This window comes from Polynucleobacter sp. 78F-HAINBA (genome assembly GCF_018882325.1).
Lineage (GTDB): Bacteria > Pseudomonadota > Gammaproteobacteria > Burkholderiales > Burkholderiaceae > Polynucleobacter.
Map to the genome: position 1 here is coordinate 236,736 of NZ_JACVOQ010000001.1, position 19,085 is coordinate 255,820.

General features: G+C 44.6%; 25 protein-coding genes. 7 read left to right on the forward strand and 18 right to left on the reverse strand.

The annotated features are described in order from the left end of the window. Positions 1–50: 50 nt before the first annotated feature. Genes ICN11_RS01125 through ICN11_RS01135 form a run of 3 tightly spaced genes read right to left on the reverse strand, consistent with a single transcriptional unit; the run spans position 51 to position 1,505 of the window. On the reverse strand, positions 51–263 hold the full coding sequence (locus tag ICN11_RS01125) for a DUF2892 domain-containing protein (RefSeq protein ID WP_216228749.1): 213 nt from the start codon (positions 261–263) through the stop codon (positions 51–53). A 38-nt stretch (positions 264–301) separates the two neighbouring features. Next, a complete protein-coding gene (locus ICN11_RS01130; RefSeq protein WP_255539842.1) occupies positions 302–625 on the reverse strand; it encodes a metalloregulator ArsR/SmtB family transcription factor in 324 nt (107 codons plus the stop codon). Between the two features lie 7 nt (positions 626–632). After that, positions 633–1,505 carry an MBL fold metallo-hydrolase gene (locus ICN11_RS01135; RefSeq protein WP_216228750.1) on the reverse strand — a complete coding sequence of 291 codons (873 nt, stop codon included), beginning with the start codon at positions 1,503–1,505 and terminating at the stop codon, positions 633–635. A 66-nt stretch (positions 1,506–1,571) separates the two neighbouring features. On the opposite strand from ICN11_RS01135, the gene ICN11_RS01140 reads away from it, so the two are divergent. Next, positions 1,572–2,396: a sulfite exporter TauE/SafE family protein gene (locus tag ICN11_RS01140; protein WP_216228751.1), complete on the forward strand. Its 825-nt coding sequence runs from the start codon at positions 1,572–1,574 to the stop codon at positions 2,394–2,396. A 59-nt stretch (positions 2,397–2,455) separates the two neighbouring features. Next, positions 2,456–2,953, forward strand: coding sequence for a hypothetical protein (locus ICN11_RS01145; RefSeq protein WP_255539843.1), 498 nt, complete (start codon positions 2,456–2,458; stop codon positions 2,951–2,953). Positions 2,954–3,032: 79 nt separating this feature from the next. Here the strand turns inward: ICN11_RS01145 and ICN11_RS01150 are convergent, their stop codons facing one another. From ICN11_RS01150 to ICN11_RS01175, 6 genes are all read right to left on the reverse strand, one after another. Further along, positions 3,033–3,761 carry an ABC transporter ATP-binding protein gene (locus ICN11_RS01150; protein WP_216178985.1) on the reverse strand — a complete coding sequence of 243 codons (729 nt, stop codon included), beginning with the start codon at positions 3,759–3,761 and terminating at the stop codon, positions 3,033–3,035. Between the two features lie 31 nt (positions 3,762–3,792). Next, a complete protein-coding gene (locus tag ICN11_RS01155) occupies positions 3,793–5,721 on the reverse strand; it encodes an ATP-binding cassette domain-containing protein (protein ID WP_216228753.1) in 1,929 nt (642 codons plus the stop codon). After that, a complete protein-coding gene (locus ICN11_RS01160) occupies positions 5,721–6,599 on the reverse strand; it encodes a branched-chain amino acid ABC transporter permease (protein WP_216136276.1) in 879 nt (292 codons plus the stop codon). Before ICN11_RS01160 ends, ICN11_RS01155 begins: the two co-directional genes overlap by 1 nt. Before the next feature lie 146 nt (positions 6,600–6,745). Beyond that, positions 6,746–7,930, reverse strand: a complete 1,185-nt coding sequence (locus ICN11_RS01165; RefSeq protein ID WP_216178981.1) for an ABC transporter substrate-binding protein — start codon at positions 7,928–7,930, stop codon at positions 6,746–6,748. A 146-nt stretch (positions 7,931–8,076) separates the two neighbouring features. Further along, positions 8,077–9,006 carry an EamA family transporter gene (locus ICN11_RS01170; RefSeq protein WP_370623583.1) on the reverse strand — a complete coding sequence of 310 codons (930 nt, stop codon included), beginning with the start codon at positions 9,004–9,006 and terminating at the stop codon, positions 8,077–8,079. Continuing rightward, positions 8,999–10,633 (reverse strand): GMC family oxidoreductase, encoded by a 1,635-nt coding sequence (locus ICN11_RS01175; RefSeq protein WP_216228754.1) that lies wholly within the window; start codon positions 10,631–10,633, stop codon positions 8,999–9,001. The genes ICN11_RS01170 and ICN11_RS01175 overlap by 8 nt, the downstream gene beginning before the upstream one ends. Positions 10,634–10,750: 117 nt before the next feature. Between ICN11_RS01175 and ICN11_RS01180 the strand changes: the two genes are divergently transcribed. Genes ICN11_RS01180 through yjgA form a run of 3 tightly spaced genes read left to right on the forward strand, consistent with a single transcriptional unit; the run spans position 10,751 to position 11,970 of the window. Then, a complete protein-coding gene (locus ICN11_RS01180; protein WP_216228755.1) occupies positions 10,751–11,053 on the forward strand; it encodes a type II toxin-antitoxin system RelE/ParE family toxin in 303 nt (100 codons plus the stop codon). Positions 11,054–11,093: 40 nt separating this feature from the next. Beyond that, positions 11,094–11,411, forward strand: coding sequence for a helix-turn-helix domain-containing protein (locus ICN11_RS01185; RefSeq protein ID WP_216228756.1), 318 nt, complete (start codon positions 11,094–11,096; stop codon positions 11,409–11,411). A gap of 31 nt (positions 11,412–11,442) precedes the next feature. Further along, positions 11,443–11,970, forward strand: coding sequence for a ribosome biogenesis factor YjgA (gene yjgA / locus ICN11_RS01190; RefSeq protein ID WP_216228757.1), 528 nt, complete (start codon positions 11,443–11,445; stop codon positions 11,968–11,970). A gap of 133 nt (positions 11,971–12,103) precedes the next feature. Here the strand turns inward: yjgA and ICN11_RS01195 are convergent, their stop codons facing one another. From ICN11_RS01195 to ICN11_RS01210, 4 genes are all read right to left on the reverse strand, one after another. Then, complete coding sequence (locus ICN11_RS01195) at positions 12,104–13,108, reverse strand: nucleotidyltransferase domain-containing protein (protein WP_216228758.1); 1,005 nt, start codon at positions 13,106–13,108, stop codon at positions 12,104–12,106. Positions 13,109–13,291: 183 nt separating this feature from the next. Next, positions 13,292–14,368 carry an acyltransferase gene (locus ICN11_RS01200; protein ID WP_216228759.1) on the reverse strand — a complete coding sequence of 359 codons (1,077 nt, stop codon included), beginning with the start codon at positions 14,366–14,368 and terminating at the stop codon, positions 13,292–13,294. Positions 14,369–14,418: 50 nt separating this feature from the next. Then, positions 14,419–14,607 carry a hypothetical protein gene (locus ICN11_RS01205; RefSeq protein WP_216228760.1) on the reverse strand — a complete coding sequence of 63 codons (189 nt, stop codon included), beginning with the start codon at positions 14,605–14,607 and terminating at the stop codon, positions 14,419–14,421. A gap of 30 nt (positions 14,608–14,637) precedes the next feature. Further along, on the reverse strand, positions 14,638–15,216 hold the full coding sequence (locus ICN11_RS01210; protein ID WP_216228761.1) for an HdeD family acid-resistance protein: 579 nt from the start codon (positions 15,214–15,216) through the stop codon (positions 14,638–14,640). A gap of 184 nt (positions 15,217–15,400) precedes the next feature. Here ICN11_RS01210 and ICN11_RS01215 point away from each other — a divergent pair, with 184 nt between their 5' ends. Both ICN11_RS01215 and ICN11_RS01220 read left to right on the forward strand, forming a co-directional pair. Beyond that, the gene (locus ICN11_RS01215) at positions 15,401–15,628 is read left to right on the forward strand and encodes a hypothetical protein (RefSeq protein WP_216228762.1); all 228 of its coding nucleotides are present in this window, start codon (positions 15,401–15,403) and stop codon (positions 15,626–15,628) included. 40 nt (positions 15,629–15,668) lie between these two features. Continuing rightward, positions 15,669–16,040 carry a hypothetical protein gene (locus tag ICN11_RS01220; RefSeq protein WP_216228763.1) on the forward strand — a complete coding sequence of 124 codons (372 nt, stop codon included), beginning with the start codon at positions 15,669–15,671 and terminating at the stop codon, positions 16,038–16,040. Between the two features lie 8 nt (positions 16,041–16,048). Here the strand turns inward: ICN11_RS01220 and ICN11_RS01225 are convergent, their stop codons facing one another. The 5 genes from ICN11_RS01225 to ICN11_RS01245 all read right to left on the reverse strand — a co-directional run bounded on the left by ICN11_RS01225 (position 16,049) and on the right by ICN11_RS01245 (position 18,992). Beyond that, a complete protein-coding gene (locus ICN11_RS01225; RefSeq protein ID WP_216228764.1) occupies positions 16,049–16,873 on the reverse strand; it encodes a nucleotidyl transferase AbiEii/AbiGii toxin family protein in 825 nt (274 codons plus the stop codon). Beyond that, positions 16,866–17,324 carry a helix-turn-helix domain-containing protein gene (locus tag ICN11_RS01230; RefSeq protein WP_216228765.1) on the reverse strand — a complete coding sequence of 153 codons (459 nt, stop codon included), beginning with the start codon at positions 17,322–17,324 and terminating at the stop codon, positions 16,866–16,868. The genes ICN11_RS01225 and ICN11_RS01230 overlap by 8 nt, the downstream gene beginning before the upstream one ends. A 62-nt stretch (positions 17,325–17,386) precedes the next feature. Beyond that, entirely contained in the window at positions 17,387–17,704 is a 318-nt protein-coding gene (locus tag ICN11_RS01235; protein ID WP_216228766.1) for a hypothetical protein, read from the reverse strand. 243 nt (positions 17,705–17,947) lie between these two features. Further along, a complete protein-coding gene (locus ICN11_RS01240; RefSeq protein WP_216228767.1) occupies positions 17,948–18,655 on the reverse strand; it encodes an RES domain-containing protein in 708 nt (235 codons plus the stop codon). After that, a complete protein-coding gene (locus tag ICN11_RS01245; RefSeq protein ID WP_216228768.1) occupies positions 18,615–18,992 on the reverse strand; it encodes an MbcA/ParS/Xre antitoxin family protein in 378 nt (125 codons plus the stop codon). The genes ICN11_RS01240 and ICN11_RS01245 overlap by 41 nt, the downstream gene beginning before the upstream one ends. Between the last annotated feature and the right edge of the window lie 93 nt (positions 18,993–19,085).

A 19,085-nucleotide genomic window follows, 5' to 3' on the forward strand; every position in this document is an offset into this window, starting at 1 on the left:
GGCGCATTGAGTTTTATCTCTCAATACGCCTTAATCACACAAGATATAACTTACTTACAGCAAGAATCTTTATCGCAAGATGTTCCGCAAGAATTCATTCCCAATAGCGGGTAAGCTGGGCAGAAACGGAAAATGCCTGTAGCCAAAGGGATTAGTCCAAGCCAGCCCCACCAGCCTACGATGCCGTTAGCTGCAAGCGCAACCAGCACAATGCCTACTGAGATTCTTAAGATACGATCGATACCACCGACGTTACATTTCATATTGAACTCCCTTTAAAAACGATTAAATAATTCTTTAATTACTTCTTACAGTAGTGCTTATATAGCAAGCTCATAACTGCTACAGCGACTTGACTTGAGAGGGAGTAATAAATTTGCTTACCCTCCCTACGTGTTTTGACCAGCTTTTCCTTGCGCAACACGGTAAGCTGCTGCGAGAGGGTTGGTTGATGCAAATCTAATGCAGCTTCTAACTCCCCAACGCACTTTTCAGCCTGGCCAATTTCACATAAGAGCATCATGCGATCACGGTTGGATAAGACCTTCATGAGCCTGCAAGCATCATCTGCTGATGACTGCATCTTTTTTAACTCTGCTTTTGAGATAGGCATATTCACAGTCATCTCACAATCAAAGTGCGTTTAAAGGGATTTTTAGATACGCAACGCCATTGGCATCTGGCTCAGGAAAATGCCCGGCCCGAATATTCACCTGAATAGAAGGCAAAATTAATGTTGGCATTTCTAAGGTTTTATCTCGCGCTGTACGCATCTGTACAAATTGATCTTCAGTGACACCATCATGCACGTGAATATTGTTAGCTTTTTCATCGGCAACGGTAGTCATACCAGTGGCAGGACGATTATTTGGTGGGTAGTCATGGCACATATACAGCTTGGTCTGGCCAGGATAAGACAAGATCTTCTGAATCGAGCGATAGAGTGTCTTCGCATCGCCACCAGGAAAGTCACAGCGAGCCGTACCAACATCTGGCATAAACAAGGTATCCCCTACAAAGATTGCATCACCGATTTCATAAGCCATGCAGGCAGGGGTATGGCCAGGCACAAAAAGCGCTTTTAAGGAAAGATTTCCAAAGACGAGTGACTCACCCTCTTTAAGTAAGTAGTCAAACTGGGCGCCATCAGCTTTAAAGCGATCATCCAGATTGAAGACGCCTTTAAACACGGTTTGGACATTGATGATGTGATCCCCAATCACTAATTTACCGCCCAAGTGGCTTTGCAAGTAAGGGGCAGCAGTTAAATGGTCTGCATGGGCATGGGTCTCCAAAATCCAACTTACCTGAAGCTGGTGCTCTTTAACGAAAGCAATGACCTCATCAGCTGATTTGGTGCTAGTTCTGCCTGACTTAGGGTCGTAGTTCAGAACCGAATCGATGATGACGCACGGACTGCCATCATCTTCATAGACCACATAGGTGTAGGTCCAGGTGTCTGGATCAAAAAAGTCCTTAATGAGCGGGTTTTGCTGTGTCGTCACGATATTCTTTCGATTGAACAAATATTATATATATTTATATACTATATTAATCTAAAATAAATTGCAATGGACTACTCAACCCTTATCAGCCCAGCACTAGGAATCCTAGTGGGCGTCCTTATGGGCCTCACCGGCGCCGGGGGCGGTATTTTGTCGGTCCCTTTACTAGTCTTCTTTCTAGGCCTCCCCATTGCAGAGGCAGCGCCGATTGCGCTCTGTGCTGTTGCCCTAGCCTCCAGTGTTGGAGCCATCCTGGGGTTAAGAAATAAAATCTTGCGCTACAAGGCGGCAGGATTCATGGCCCTCTTCGGTTTGGCGCTATCCCCTCTAGGGCTTTGGCTTGCCCCACAGATCCCGAATGCACCACTACAGATTCTGTTTAGCTTGATTCTCTTATATGTAGCTGCCCGCTTATTGAGTCAAGCCCGCAATCAAATCAATGGCATCCCCGAAGCAAGCAGAAAGCCGCCTCCCTGCCTAATGAACCCAGCCATTGGAAAACTCCAATGGACCCTGCCCTGTGCGCGTGCATTGATGTTTGCCGGCAGCATCGCTGGCTTCTTATCTGGATTACTCGGTGTTGGTGGCGGCTTCATCATCGTCCCCGCCCTAAAACGCTATACCGATTTACCAATTAAATCCATTGTTGCCACCTCACTCGGGGTACTTGCCATCATCACTGGTGGAGGTGCGATTTTCTCAGCAGCTTCTGGCACTCTTAATATATTGGTAGCGGCACCATTTGCTCTGGCGGCATTAGGAGGGCTATTGATTGGACTCCTCTTAGGTAAAAAGTTAAGTGGTCCGCATACCCAACTCATTTTCTCGATCTTCACTCTAGCGATTGCAATTAGCCTACTCATTAAAGGTGTGCTAACTTTGAATCTGTGAAACGACCCCTTCTATCTTTTCTTCTTATTTCCTCTCTCGTACTGATGGGGGCTCTACTCATGACTCTGAAACCCAGCTCTTTTCTAACTAGCTCCGTGGCCACCATTTCCGGAACGGTCAGCAATCTCAATAATGAGCTTCTAGAATATGTAAACCCCGAAAAGCCTACTCACGATCATTCTTCGGTGTATTACCAGCGCTTCTTTATATCCAAATTTACTTTAGGTGACCGTGCTATTGAAGCCAAATTCTCAACGCCTATGGTGGTGGGTGATGGCGATACTGTGACAGTCTCTGGCTATCAAAAAGGCAATGGCTTTCAGGTGCTTGCTTATGCCAATCAGACTCAGAAAGTAAGTCAGCATGAGAACTGGATTGTCTTAGGTCTAGGCGCTATATTCTTCTTGGCTATTGCAGTGGGTCTTCTCAATTCAGAATTGGTGGCTGAGGGTGCTTTAGTGCCCAAGATATTTCTTCTGGGCTTTGTAGGTGTCGCCATGTATATGGGCTATCGCGCCCTACTGATACGAGAGGCAATCTCACTGCTTCAAAGCTAGCCAGGTGAACTACTTCATTACACCTCAATAGAAAAAGCCCTCTTTCGAGGGCTTTTTAACAAACTGAGTACTGTTAATCTTAGTGACCGCCAGCACCACCCAAGTAAGCTGCTTTTACAGCTGGATCATGCATCAACTTGTCGGCTGGACCATGAGTAGCAATCTTGCCATTCTCAAGTACATAACCATAGTCAGCAACGTTCAGAGCTGCGGCAGCAAATTGCTCAACCAATAACATGGTTACGCCTTGAGATTTGAGGTTAGAAATAATCTTAAATACTTCTTCAACCAAAATTGGCGCCAGACCCATTGACGGCTCATCCAAGAGAATGATCTCTGGGTTGAGCATCACGGCACGAGCCATCGCCAACATCTGTTGCTCACCACCTGACAATGTTCCAGCCAATTGGTTGCGACGTTCTTTTAAGCGTGGGAACATTTCTAGAGCGCGCTCTAGATCGCTCTTGATATCGCCTTTTGGACGGCTCCCTGTAAAGCGTGGGAATGCGCCTAACAAGAGGTTGTCATTGACTGACATAGTCGTAAACACACGACGACCTTCTGGGCTATGAGCCAAACCTAAGCGGGCGATTTTATGAGAGTCGTAACCATCAATTTTTTCGCCACCCAAGGTTACTTCACCACCAGTTGGCTTAATCATGCCGGTGATAGCACGCATGGTTGTTGTTTTACCGGCGCCGTTTGACCCGATCAAAGTAATGACTTGTCCTTTAGGAACATCAATATTGATGCCGTGCAGAACTTTTACTTTGCCGTAGCCTGCTTCAAGATTCTTAATAGATAACATGGTATTTACCGATTCAATATGGTTCTAGTGATTAAGTACCCAAGTAGGCATGAATCACCTTCTCGTCTGCCTGAACTTCAGCTGGTTTACCTTCTGCAATCTTCTGACCGAAGTCCAATACAGAAACGGTATCGCAAACTGACATCACCACATCCATGTGATGCTCAATCAGGATGAAGGTAATACCGCTATCGCGGATCTTACGAATAATGCGCAAGAGTTCTTTAATGTCAGGAGCTGTCAAGCCTGCTGCCGGCTCATCCAACAAGAGCAACTCAGGATCCAATGCCAAGGCACGAGCAATCTCTAGCAAGCGCTGCTTACCGTATGGCAAGTTACGTGCTTCTTCGTTAGCTAAGTCATCTAAACCAACAAACTTGAGGAGCGCCATTGCACGAGCATGAGCATCAGCCTCTTCACGCTTGTAGCGTGGCAGATTCAAAGCAATTTCCACCATGTTTGACTTGAAGGTGTGATGCAAACCAACCAAAATATTTTGGATAGCAGTCATTTCACCGAAAAGCTGAACGTTTTGGAAGGTACGTGCAATACCAGATAAGGCGATGTCGGAAGATGTCTTACCAACAACGCTTTCGCCAGCGTACAACACGTTACCTGCTGTAGGCACATAAATACCAGTCAACACGTTCATCATCGTACTCTTACCGGAGCCGTTAGGACCGATCAAGCCATGAATAGTGCCGCGCTTGATGCTCAGATCAACGTTGTTCAATGCTTTCAGGCCACCGAACTGCATCAATACAGAGTCAACTTTCAAGAGCTCAGCACCAGTATCTGCGTTGGATACATTGCTAATGAAGCTAATAGAGTCATCCACTGCTTCAGCATCACCACCACGAGTAGTTTTAGCTTTGCCAACGATTGACTGATAGAAGCTCTTTGCAAAACCAACGATACCGTTTTGCAAGTAGTACACGACCAATAAAATCATGAAGCCGAAAATACTCAAGCGCCAGTCAGAAATCGTATTGAGCCAGAATGAGAATGCTGCCAAGCCCACTACGCCAGCGATAGGTACAGCAACGCGACGCGGTGTAGTTGTCTTCTTAGACAAGGCCATACCAGCACCAACCAGCACTACAACTGCAATGATCGAAGCAACGATACGGAACAAGTTGATGTCGTCCAAGAGCTTAGGCAACAACACAATGATGGCTGCACCAATCAAGGCGCCGAGGCGAGACTTACGTCCACCCATGATGATACCGAGCAAGAACAAAACAGCGAGTTCGTTGTTGTAAGTATTTGGTGAAATGTATTGCTCTGAATAAGCATACAAACAACCAGCCAAACCAGCAAAGCCAGCGCTGATTACGAATGCGATCACCTTAAAACGATATACGGAAACACCCATACAGTCACAGGCAATTGGGCTATCACGCAAGGCCTCAAAGGCGCGACCAATTTGTGACTTCACAAAACGGTCTACAACGATCATGGAAATGATCAAGATGACGCCAACCAACCAGAAGTATTCTGCCTTGGTCATTGGTACGCCCATTAAATCAGGCTTTGGAATCTTGATACCCAATGGGCCTTCAGTCAACCAAGTCATCTCGTTAATGAGAATCTGTGCAATCGTTCCAAAAGCCAAGGTCACCATCGCCAAATAAGGTCCGATTACCTTCAATGCTGGCAATGCCAAGATACCGCCGAAGATGGAAGTCACCACGATAGATGCTGGCAGTGTTCCCCAGATAGTCCAACCAAAGTGGAAGTACAGAACACCAGCGGTATATGAACCGATACCAAACAGCGCTGCGTGACCTAAGGAAACCTGACCAACATAACCCACCACGATATCCAAACCAAATAACAAAATGGTGTAGATCAGAATGGTTTCAACTAAGTGAATGTAATAAGGATTGTGAATAAATAACGGCAGGGTAAAGAGTGCCGCGATCGCAATTAATAGAGGTATTAGGGACTTCTTCATCATTAAACTTTCTTAATTGCAGATTTACCAAAGAGGCCAGATGGTTTGTATGCAAGCACTAGCAAGAGCAAGATCAAACCTGGCACATCTTTGTAGCCAGTAGAAATATAGAAACCGGTTGCAGTCTCAACGATACCCAGAATCAAACCGCCCACAATGATTCCCATACCGCTTGAGAGGCCACCAATAATCGCCACTGCAAAAGCCTTTAAGCCTAAGGCGCCGCCCATACTCGCACCAGTCAATGTCAGAGGTGCAATCAATACGCCGGCAAACGCTGCAGTTAAGGAAGAAAGCGCATAAGAGAAGGTAATCACCACACTAGTGTTGATACCCATCAAACCTGCTGCATCGCGATCGTTTGCAGTTGCAACCACCGCTTTACCGTAAATTGTTTTACGGTTAAAAAATTCTACCAACATCATCATTACTAAAGCACCAACCACTACCAAAATTTCCATTGGCAAAATGTTTGCGCCGAGGAATTCCATTGGCTCCATTGGCAATGGTGATGGGAATGGCAATGCATCACGACCCCAGATATTTTCAGCTACGTTCTTGAAAATAATACCGAGCGCAATGGTGGACATAATCCAACCAAACTCAGATTTAATTTTGATAGCTGGACGCACACCGATGAGCTCAACAAAGCCACCCTGCAACATTCCAAATAAGCAAACTACGGGAATCATGACCCAATAGTTCATGCCAAAAGTGTCTACGCAGGTTAAACCTACGAGAGCACCTAACATCAGCGCTTCACCTTGACCGAAGTTCAAAGTGCCTGATGTGGCAAAAGTTAGCTGGAAACCGAAAGCGATTACCGCATAGATCATCCCCACCGCGATACCGCTTGAGAGGATTTGTGCAAGCATGTCCATTTTTTTGGCCTAAAAGAAAATACTTAAAACTGTTTTATTAACGAATCCGACATTGTAAGCAAAACGCCGCTTTTTGGGCGGCGCTTTGCGTTTACTAATGCTGCAGTGCAAAATAAATATTCAGATTGCCCGCTTGATAAGGTGAATTACTTCTTCTTAGCAGTTGCGTCCTCAGCATTCAAGAACTCAACGCGACCATTTTCAACTACACCCATCACTACGTCTTTCATCTTGATAGCGTCATGATCAGTTGCAGAGAATGGCTTGTTGTAAGTAATAACAACGCCATCAACTGGAGTCTTCAGATCTTGCAATGCTGCAACAATCTTTGGTCCTTCAGTGCTGTTTGCTTGCTTGATCGCTGCTGCCAAGAGGTAAACAGAGTCATATCCTTGTGCCGCAGAAACTGGAGATGCAATGTTGTTGTTCTTAGGCTTGAACTCGGCCAAGTAAGCTGCTTGGAAAGCTTTACGCTTAGCAGTTGTAGATGGAGTTTGAATGTAGGTTTGTGGCATTGTTGCGCCGTTACCATTCTTACCAGCTGTATCAATGAAGCTAGCCATAGACAATGTCCATGAACCGATCATTGGCTTCTTCCAACCCAACTTCGCCATACCGTTAGCAATTTGTGCCAACTCAGGTCCAATTGCGTAAGTCAAAATCACATCAGCACCAGCATTTTTTGCTTTGAGCAATTGTGAAGTCATATCTACGTCACCAATGTTGAATTTCTCAACTGCTACTGGTGTTACGCCATAGCCCTTCAATGCCTTCTCTAAGTCTTCACGACCCAACTGACCGTAGTTTGTAGAGTCAGCCAAGATTGCTACACGCTTCAAGCCACGCTTCTCAACCGCTTCTTTAGCAATTAATGGAGCCTGGATGTTGTCAGGAGCAGCATTACGGAAAACATAGTTTTCTGGTGCATTAGGGAATTGCTTGGTCAAGATTGAACCAGTAGCAACGTTGTTCATTACTGGAATCTTGGCATCTTGATAGAAGCGCTGTGAGGCTAATGCCACACCAGTGTTGATGTAACCCAAAGTAGCAACTACTTTTTCGTTATTGATCAACTCTTGAGCAATTTGTACGCCACGCTCATTTTTTGCTTCGTCATCGCGTTCAACCAAAACGATTTTGTTTCCGTTAATACCGCCAGCGGCATTAATTTCTTTTGCAGCCAAGCGCACACCGTCACGCATACTCACACCCATGGATGCGGAGCCGCCAGTAAATGGACCAGAAACACCAAGCTTGATATCGGCAGCGTAAGCGCCAGTTGTTAACATTGCCGCAGCAGCTACAGCAAAAATGTGATGACGAATATTCATAAAGTCTCCATGACTAAAAATGCTAATTAAATAAATTCTTTTTTAGGTACAACTTGAAACGAATAGCCATCTTACAGTTAATGTAGGGGCAAAAAAACGGTGTTTGTATTAGGGTTTTACATTAGCCCTGAAAGATAAAAGTCGTTTTAAAAAAACTTACGAACTTGAGCTTGTAAGCTCGGCCAGAAAAGATTGATGATGAGGCCAGCAATTACCAAGCTGGCAGCCTCAACTTTCCAGGGTGGCAAAGCCTCCCCCAAAAAGAAAGCAGATGCCCCCATTCCAAAGATGGGTACCAATAAAGGTGCTGGGGCTACCAGTGCCGCAGGGTGTTTTGACAGCAACCAACCCCAAGCGGCATAGCCAAACAAGGTATTGGCCCAAGACTGCCATAGGACCCCAACCCAAGCCCCTAAGGGAGCGGCTAAGGTCACATCCCACAAGTGGGCTACACCACCCTCAAAGATCAGCGCAATCAGTACCAACGGTGGAATCGAGAAGGCGCTAGCCCACACTACGTATGACAGCATATTGATCGAACCAGCCTGGCGACTCACCGTGTTCGCAATTCCCCAGGAGAGGCCCGCAAAGACCACCAGCGCCAAACCTAAGAATGTTGTTGTTGAATCTGTGTGCAGCGCAATAATTCCAAGGCCAAGCAAAGCGATACCAACTGCGACTGCCTGATATCGCTTGAGACCCTCTTTGGCAAACAGCATGGCAAAGCCAATGGTAAAAAATACTTGGGTCTGAACTACAAGCGAGGCTAAGCCCGGAGAAATTTGACTATTCACTGCGTAGTACATGACACCAAATTGCCCAACCCCAGTGGCTAATCCGTAAATACAGAGATTGCTCCAGGCTATTTTTGGCCTAGGCATAAAAAAGACTAAGGGCAATAAAACAAAGATATAGCGTAATGCGGCAAAGTAAAACGGCGGGAAAGATGCCAGACTATTTTTGATAACAACAAAGTTGGTTCCCCACACCGCAACAATGGCGAGCGCTAACAGCAAGTGACTTGCTGGGAGCCCAGCATTGGAGTGCGAGCCGCCTTGAATTTTTGAACTACTCACTAGTTAGCAATTCAGCAGCGCGTTGCGCAATCATCATCGTTGGAGCCGCAGTATTGCCAGAAGTAATTGTTGGCATCGCAGAGGCATCCACCACCCTCAGATGATGAATACCTCTCACCCGTAATTGTGAATCGAGCACTGCCATCGGATCATCATCGCGCCCCATCTTACAAGTACCTACCGGATGAAAAATCGTAGTACCAATATCACCAGCAGCTTTGATAAGTTCTTCATCGGTTTGATACTGCTTACCTGGCTTGTACTCATCAGGCGTGTAAGGCTTGAGTGCTGGGCTTTCTACAATCTTGCGGGTGAGTCGCAATGCGTCTGCAGCCACCTTGCGATCTTCATCAGTCGATAAATAATTTGGTGCAATCACTGGAGGCGCTTCTGGATCAATTGAGCTGATGTGCACACTACCGCGAGATGTTGGACGTAAGTTACAAACACTTGCCGTAATCGCATTGAAAGAATGTAGGTCTTCGCCAAACTTTTCCAGCGATAGAGGTTGTACGTGATACTCCAAATTTGCCGAAGGCTGATCGGGCGAACTGTATGCAAAAGCACCCAGCTGTGATGGCGCCATCGACATTGGGCCCGAGCGCTTAAACACATACTCCATACCAATTAACAACTTACCCAATAAAGAATTGGCCTTAGTGTTTAAAGTCTTGATGTTGTTGACCTTGTAGATCATGCGCAATTGCAAATGGTCTTGCAGATTCTCACCTACGCCAGGTAAATCAGCAACCACCGGAATGCCCAGCTTATTGAGGTGTGCAGCCGAGCCAACACCAGAGCGCTCTAGAACCTGCACACTACCAATGGCGCCTGCACTCAAAATTACTTCTCCTTGAGAACCAGTACTGTGATTACTGCAATGTACATCTACTGTTTTGCCATCTTTAATATATTGAACGCCGTAGCAATTTTTAGAGACGCCATCAATTAATAATTTATTAACTATAGCCTCGGTAATTACTGTGAGATTAGGCCGCTTAGCTGCATCACGTAAAAATGCTTTGGAGGTATTGAGTCGCCAACCTTTGCGCTGACTTACATCAAAGTAACCGACTCCAAAGTTATCGCCTTGATTAAAGTCATCCGATGAGGGGATGCCGGCTTGTACCGCTGCCTCCCTAAAGATATCCATGATGGGCCAACGCAAGCGCTGTTTGGAAACAGTCCACTCACCACCTTTGCTGTGCCACTCATTAGCCGCACCGTGATAGTCCTCAAATGATTTGTAACGACGTAATGCGTTTTGCCAAGACCAAGAGTCATCGCCTGTTGCTGCCACCCAGGAGTCATAGTCACCAACCTGACCACGCATGTAAATCATGCCATTGATGGATGAGCATCCACCCAGCACCCTGCCACGCGGATACAGAAGTGAACGGCCGTTTAGGCCTTTTTCAGCAGAAGTCTTAAAGCGCCAATCTGCCCTAGGGTTATCGATGCAATATAAATAGCCAACCGGAACATGTATCCAAATGTAGTTATCGTTCTTGCCAGCCTCAATCAGGAGCACGCGTTTAGCGGGGTTCTCAGTTAGACGCTTGGCCAACATGCAGCCGGCGCTACCGGCGCCAATGATGATGTAGTCGTAGGTGTTTGTTTGAGTCATAGTCTTAGCAACAGATAGATTTTGTTTGATCCTATTATTTACCAATACAAAAAATCAGGTATTCCTTGTCATTTTTGTTGATTTGATATAGAGTCATTATTGATCTAATATTAGATCATGAGAACTACCTTTAAAAAAGCTTTTGCCCAGTTTGTAAAAAAGGCATCCATACCTTTGCAGTTAGTAATTGAAATCAAGGTCGCTGAAGTTTGCGATAACCCTAGGATAGGTCAGCAAAAGCTGGGGGATCTTCAGGGGGTGTTCGTTTACAAGTTTCGCTTTAATGCACAAGAATATTTAATGGCATATCAATTTGATCACTTTGCTGGTGTAACTGAAATAACCTGGATTGAATTTTGCAAAATCGGACCTCATGAGAATTTTTATACTCAATTAAAAAAATCTATTCGCTTCAAATGACAACTTCAAGCCATTTCAATAAAGAAAGCAAGGTCTACATATGACTCAATATATGACTGCAGAGGATCTTTTTGCTCACGTGCGAAAAATGCCCTCAAAAGAACGTATTAAATTTTTCTCTTTAATCGCAATAAATGCCTTCCAAGAGACTGACTACACGCATGAGCAAGTATTTGGACACCTCAGGAATGCTACTTTTTCAGCAGAAGAGGCTGCGGAATTTTTAGAGATTTCACTTCCTACTTTACGAAGGTATGTACAGTCTGGCAGATTAAAGCCTACATCAATCATTGGAAGAAGCCAGTTATTTTCCAGCACTGACCTGAAACTACTAAAACAGAAAATCAATAAAGAGTAGTTAAAGTCCAATACACGTCTAAAATGTAGATATGCATGTCAATGAAAAGAACCGCACCCCCAAGAAAGAAGATCTTGATGAGGGGCCAAGCAAATCCGAGCTAAAGCGCCAGATGACTGAGCGCCAAAAGCTGGCCGAGGTTCTAGCAGCACTCAGCAGCGATGCTTTAAAGACCATCCCATTGGATGAGGCCATTAAGGCCGCCATCGCAGAAACGAACAAGATTAAAAGTTTTGAGGCAATTCGTCGCCACAAGCAATACCTTGGCAAACTCATGCGCTTTTTGGACGAAGAAGAGTTAGATGCGATTCAGAAGCGCTTGGATGCGATTCAGGGCGTTAGCAAAGCAGAGACTGCAAAGCTCCACCATCTAGAGTCTTATCGCGATCGATTGATTGCTAACGATGAATCTTTCACCAAGATGATTGAGCAATATCCCGATATGGATATTCAGAATATGCGCACCCTCATCCGTAATGCGCGCAAAGAAAAAGAAGCCAACAAACCACCTAAAGCTTTTAGAGAGATATTCCGCGTCTTAAAAGATATGGGCATTTAAATTAGCTCTGCAGCCTCTTTTAACTTATCAGCAAAACCCACTAAGCCAACCCTCTCTAATAGCTCGATAAATTCTTGAGCTGTTTTTGGGTACATCACACACGCATCTAGTACGGCGATACATCTTGATGACCTTAAAAATGTGTTTTGGCTTGCTCCCTCAGATTAAACGGCAAAGCATGAATTTGCGACACATCTAAATGCGGCATTCTTTGGGAAATCAAATCAGCTACTGCTTTCGCCTGGGCAAAATCTCTACCCCTCTTTTGAGCTTCTCTATCTTTTTTCTTGGATAACCAGGTTTTATAAATTACATAAGCCCTTGGATCAACTGTAGTCATTTCAGCCATCTTGCCGTTGACGCCAACAACTACCTCTCTAAATTTTGGGGCGCTTAACAACCAATCTGCCGTCGGAATTTTGACCGCCCAAATATCATCAGGCGCTCTACTTAGCGATTTAGGGTAACCCTCGTCCAGCGTTAAATCTTGCCTACCGCGCCTTATTAAATCAACCATATAACCCTCGCTATTAATGGCGGTATATTTTTGATCATCAATTAATTCAAAAGATTTATCTGCCTTCTTTAAGACACCCAACAGCCCTTCCTTTTGGATTGCTTTTGTGATGGCGAGTTTGATGGACTTTCTAGAGTCCCACAAAATATCCAAGTCTAAAGTTGCCACGACATCATTATCAAAACGCGCTGCACATTGGGTTTCATAGGCATACAAGGCATTGGTGCCAATCACCATAAAGTGATCCTTGAGGCCAGCTTTCTCGATACTATGCAATATATCAATCAAAATATTTGGCGCACGACCCACCCGGAGGGCGCGATTCACTGCAATAGCCTGCTTCAGCTGCATCTTTAGGGACTTAAGTCTGTTCTCAGACTCGAGCTTGCCCTTCATAAATTTATCGCGCACCTTTTCCATCCCCGAATCTCGAGGCCCCAAGCTATGCTGAGATCCCAGTGGCGATACATGAAGCAGGTAATCCGTACCATTGATGGTGCGCCACTTCATAGAGCCCCGATGAGCATAAGCTGCAGATTTTGCAGAGCCAACACCCTGCCAAACCTGCAAGGCATTGGTTAATTGCATCGCCTGGGCGTTAGAAAGGTCCGTAAAAGCCATATGACCTCAGTGTATCAATAAATCTTATTTTTCACAGTAAATATTGAAATTTATATTTTTACTGTGAAAATATAGGGTTATTTACTGACTAGAGTCACCCATAAGAGCTTTAGGTATTTGATTTAATTGAATTTTATTGAATTTTATTGAATTTTGAAATCATAAGAAATAGCAAAATACATATTAAATCTTCAGCTTGGCCGAAGGAATCTCCACTAAGCGATACATGTAGCTAGCAGAAATAGTGCTACACACCACAACTCCCAGCATTAGTCCCATTGCGAGTAGGCCACTCTCATGAGCGTGCATTCCAGAAGCAATGTAGAGCGTATTTGCTAACAAGATAAATGCAAAGTGAATTAAGAATGCACAGTAAGAGCGGGGACTGGCCCAAGCAATTGCTCGCAGTGTTGTTACTTTCAATCCTCGCGTTGCAGTTCCAACAGAGGGATAAGTAGTATTGCCCCACACAAATAATAGTAAGGCCACAAACCAAGCCAAGAAGTTACGCAACCATACTTGTTGAAAAGTGGAAACCGCAATAACCACCCCAATAGTAATGAGTGCAAACTTGGCTAAGCCTTGAATCTTCTTATCAGCAAAGTTCTTAGCGAGATTAGCCAGCACGCCAAGGCCATAAGAGCCGATGAAGTAAATGAAATAGGCTTCGTATTCAGCAGATCGATTGAAGTACAGCAAAGAGCTCACGGCAACAATGCTGATCAACCATATCAAGGCTTGATAAGAAGAAAAAGAAATGAGTAATACAGCCAGTACTGAGTACAGCTGCCAGTCAATTGCCACATACCAGGCGCCGGCAGAGATCGAGTCAAGACCTAGAATGCCCTGCAGAAAAAATAGGTGGGCAATAAATTGGCTCAGCGTCTCTTGCTCACCAACGAATTCATCATTCACCCAAAAGCGCGCAATCCAAGCGCAAAGAATCGTGAAAATCAAAGCGGCAATGTAGGGGGCAAATAAGCGTAAATAGCGATTGATGATCACTCGCAGCAAATTCTGACCACTGAATTTAGCATTTGCGAAACGCGTGAGTGACTGAGTTGCCAAGTACCCCGCCATCACCAAAAAGATTTGCACAGCATAACGACCATACTCAAAGAGCCATGTCATCAAGCCAGGCAAGACTAAGCGCGCATCTTCTGCTATCTGACCGTAACTAGATAGGTGATGCAGAATGATTAACAGCGCCGCGAAGACCTTGAGAAGATCAATTAAGAAAAGGGGTTGGGTTTGCTTCAAAACAGAAATGGACCAGTACTCAAATTAATAAAGAGTGCTGACAAGAGTAATTATTTGGATTTCTCGGGTTTTGCCTTGCCCATCAAAGAGGCCAGCATGGGATTGCTGCTGGCGAGCTCTTTTTTAGTTTTCGCAATACGCTCTGCAGCGCCGGGCTTTGGTGTCTTAGCAGCATTTTTCATGCGCTGTGCCGTGGTTAACGCCAGGTTCTTGTAGAGATCTGTTTTTTTCATTGTCATGGTGATTGAATTCCTAAATAGATCCCAGGATTACTTAGTTAATGAGCCCGCTGCTAGACCCAAGAACAACAATGACCAACCTTGCAAGAGTAATTCAATGGCGATGAGTAAGCCAGGCAACCACAGACTGCTTTCTGGATAACCATTCATGATGAGAACACCCATCAAGATAGAAATCGCAGAAGACAATACCAACCAAAACCATTCGCGGAAATGGCGATGCTGAAATGCAGAGATTAAACGCAGAAAGCCGGTAATAAAAAAGATTGCAGCAAGCCAGAGGGTAATTGCTTCGAGAGCGGGAATTGGGAAGGCCCAAGTGTAAACACCAGCGGCAATATACAAAACAGCCAATACCACTTGAATACCAACACTCTTCCAGCCGGTTGATTTAAGGGCATGGGCAAATTGCACTGCACTACCAAAGATCAAGAAGGCGCCCAATACATTAATAGTGACAAATGAAAACAATGTCTGACCAGCAATACCAATCATGCCCAAGGCAATAAAAAGAACACCCATGCCAATCAATGTGCCAGGCACTTTAGCTGCAGCACCCAGGACCGCGGCGCGGATCTCTTTAATTTGAGTCAGGGATAAATCGGTCATTTACAGGCTTTCGAAGAAAAATTGACTATTAAAAACTCTAGTAACTCTATTATCTCAGGGTTTTAGAGCATAAATCGAGTTCCAAGCCCCCATAGGCAGGGCTAACCCAATTCAAAAACGGGTATTCTTACTTCTTTTATATGGCTAGTAACTAGCCGCCAGCATAAGAAAGTATTGAATTTAGATGGATACCACTCTCACCGTTGTTCTTGGCATTGTTGCCATGCTATTGCCACTTGTAGTGGGTCGATTGGTCTGGAAGCGCTTTGATCAATACTTTGGTCGTAATGACGAAGCTTATATGGATACCCTGGGATATTTCCTCAAGAAATTGGGCTTCACTATTTTGATCGCCTTCATTCTCTTGTGGATTGGCATCAGCCTGGTATTCAGCGGCAGCCCCAATTACTAAGAGCAACTAAAAGAAGAAAAACCCAGGAACACCACGCAAAATGAATGATCAGCTACTCACGATTCTTAAGAAAGCAAAGCTCAACTTTGCGGTACTGGGAAGCATTCTGGTGCTTGCGGTCGTTGGCAAGATCACCAACCCGGAGTTCACCAACGGGATCTTCTTCATGGCCGATCAGCTGGTTTCCGAACTGATTCTGCTGTTTGTTGCAATCACTTTGGGCGCATTTATCCCAAATTTCAAGTTAGTAGTACTGGGTGCAATTGCCGCCTTTATTGCCGCAGCGATTGCCATTCAGACAGGTGTATTTACTTACCTGACGATTGACTACCTTTTTGCCGTTCTGATCGTAGTCCTGGGCTTTGCATCGATTGCTAATCTATATAGGCATTACAGAGAATTTCAGCTTTAAGGTCAGCCTTACTTATCCTTGAGATAACCCAACACATCGTTTATCTTGGGTAAATCTTGTTCCAAGAATGAATTAAGCTCTTTGTCTGATATGGCCTGAATTGACACCTCTTTACCCCTACCAACTGTATCGGTAAGTGCTATTGCTCTTAAGTTCTCCAAGTTTTGCCAAAGCACAGCTCTAGGCACTGAAATCTTCATTGCTGCCATGCAGCCATCCAGCAAACCCTCTCTTGTAAATAGCCGATCGATTGCCTTTTCTAGGCTGACAATAACAATATCGCCGTATGCCACCCTTGCCTTTTCAAACGCTTGATGCAATTCTTTTTTACTTACCCTCATCATCGCCAAGTCAATTGCATCTCGGCTAAAGACACTATCATCGCTCCATCGGTCTGCATTCGCCAAAATCTTACTAGCCACTAAATCAATTCTTGATAGAGTGACGATATCCCCTACACAATCTTTGTCATTAGGGGCGTCAAAAGCAATACGCCCCTCCGAAATAATTTCAAACTTAATATTGATGCCACCCACACGCAGCATAGCTCGAATGCCGTATTGATCTGTACGAATTTCACGAGCCAAAACCAGCTCTCTACCGCTTTTTGTAATAGCTGCGATTCCCTCTGGTCCCGTTAGCAATTCACGTAGAGCTCGATAACCCATAAGGTCCGAAACTAAAAAATCAATATCTACCGATTCTCGATACTCACCATTCATTAAAGCAATTGCAGTTCCGCCACCAAAATAACATGCATGATTTTTTAGAATTTGGGCATCAAGCCTTTGAAGAACCTCGAAAATTTTTTGATGGTGCTCGCGCTTAAACAAGTAAATTCTCCATTCCTTTTTCCGCAATCAATCTTTGCATTAGAGCTCGTTCATGACTATCAATTTGTTGCATATCTAGAAAGCGTTTATTACGCTCATAGATTCCCCTGGCCTGCTCATCAGTAATGAGTGTGTTGACGTCTAACTGCCAGGCCAAAGCTGTCAGCTGAGAGTAATCGCCAATCCGAATGCGCGTGCCTTCAGGTGTTAATTGATTTGTTGGCTGCCCTTCATCAGCAGCCAAGATCCCTAAATGGAGCCCAAGCGCGTGACACACCTGTAAATACGCGCCCAAGCTAACAGAGGTCTCACCTTTTTCAATTCGATGCAAAGTCACCCGTGAAATCCCCGCTGACCTGGCGGCAGACTGAGCGCGAACACCTAATGCCTTCCTTTGGGAGGCAATCTTTGTACCCAAATCAAGCTGCTGAGTTAGAAATGAATTGTTCATAATGTTTCTTATTATATACAAATTATGTATTTTGTAAACTTTAAGAAACATTAAATAAGGAATTACCACCAACTGTAATTAGCATCATGCCGATGAGATACCTCAAAGACTGGATCAAATTCTGGATCTCTAAACCACTTACTCATTTGTCGATTATTTCGTGTGCGTAGTCGATGGTCATATACCTTGCGATACCAGCGCGGCGCAGTACTGCTCATCGTCATCTGACTGTCAGAGTGATAGTGTGCAATCGCTTTTCGACCCAATACAGATCGTGGATCATGACGCGGAGATCGGACTCCTGGAATACGAGATTTCCAGTCGATTAAGACCCACTCATAGTCATGCTGCTGATTCTTTCTTCTAAATGTACGTGACATAACAAACTCCTTTTGATAGTTACGTCATGTCGATCTCCTTATTAGAATTAGTGGTTAGGACTTAAGCGAAGCGAGCAAGTAAAAATGAATGCTGCAATCCATGAAGAGTCGGGGTGTGGCCTTCATGCTTTAAAAATTGTTTCGTATTGAAATTTTAACGAAGTAAAAACCATCTTTAGTACATGGTTTGATTTAGTCAAGAAGGTAAATTTGATAAACCTAAAAATTAGACTATTAATTACTTTAGTTAAATTTGTAACTATAAGATTCTTGCTGACTTTTCAGCTGAACCGACTTTTGAGTGACCGATAAAAACCAAGCCATCACATCTATTTTTGGCTTGATATCCCCAAAGACATCGGGGTTCAATATGGCAACACACCAAGCTGGATTCTCATCTCGCACAGACTCATAGATGATTGCTTGAACATCAGTCTTTCGTGCCACTCGAGCAATCTCTTGGGTCTCGAGATAGCGATCCGGCATAGTCCAGAGTGCCTCGTCCTGGGAAAAAGGTGGGCGCCTTATATCTATAACTTGGCATGATGGTTCAGAACAAAAAACGGTGTGTGCAACCGGCCCCAGGCAATCTAGATCCACAGAATCTCTCAAAAAACGCCAGCGCCAATATCCCAATTCCGCGCCAGCAGTTCGAATAGATTCTGCTCCATAAAAAACTCCTGGGTCTATTTCAGATCGAAATCTTGAGCCCCCTCTTTTAGGGTGGTAGCGAAATGGAGTCGCAAGTAAATAATCTAGGCTTGATGTGCCAGGCCTCATCATTGGCTTGCTACCCTCAAGCAATGCTTCTAGGGTGTGCTGCTCATCTAAGTCGTCAACCAACTTCATTGTTGACGCAACATGCTGTGCCTCAACAATCCGCCAAACTCTTTCCCGCCAAGGAAAAGCTTCAGACGATACCGCGTGAGGAGTCCAAGTATTGAACGACACGTACCAATCCCTCCGTTGTTTGTATTAGGGTGATGGGCCTTGAATGAAGGCCGAGGTTCTCACTGATGAGCCATTGATGGGCAATCTGATCATCACTCACGATAGAGTCTAGTGATCGATATAAACGTACAAACAAGAGTGAAAAATCCCATTCTTTCCCCCCCTCCTTTAATTGATACGCCCCCTGGTATAGACGCGTAATCGTAGGAGGGCTCAGCCCAAGGACTTTTGACAACAAAGCATGAGAAATCTGTAATCTATCTGCAGCTCGAATGACTGCCTTCCCCAATACGCTGGCGGAACTTGGAATTGGCCTAATTTGATGCGCTGATGTCATGATTTTGAGTCAATGAATTTCATATGAAATATTATTACATATAAATTCCTGTTGAAATTAATGTATACATCCTGTGCGTTAACACATAACCTG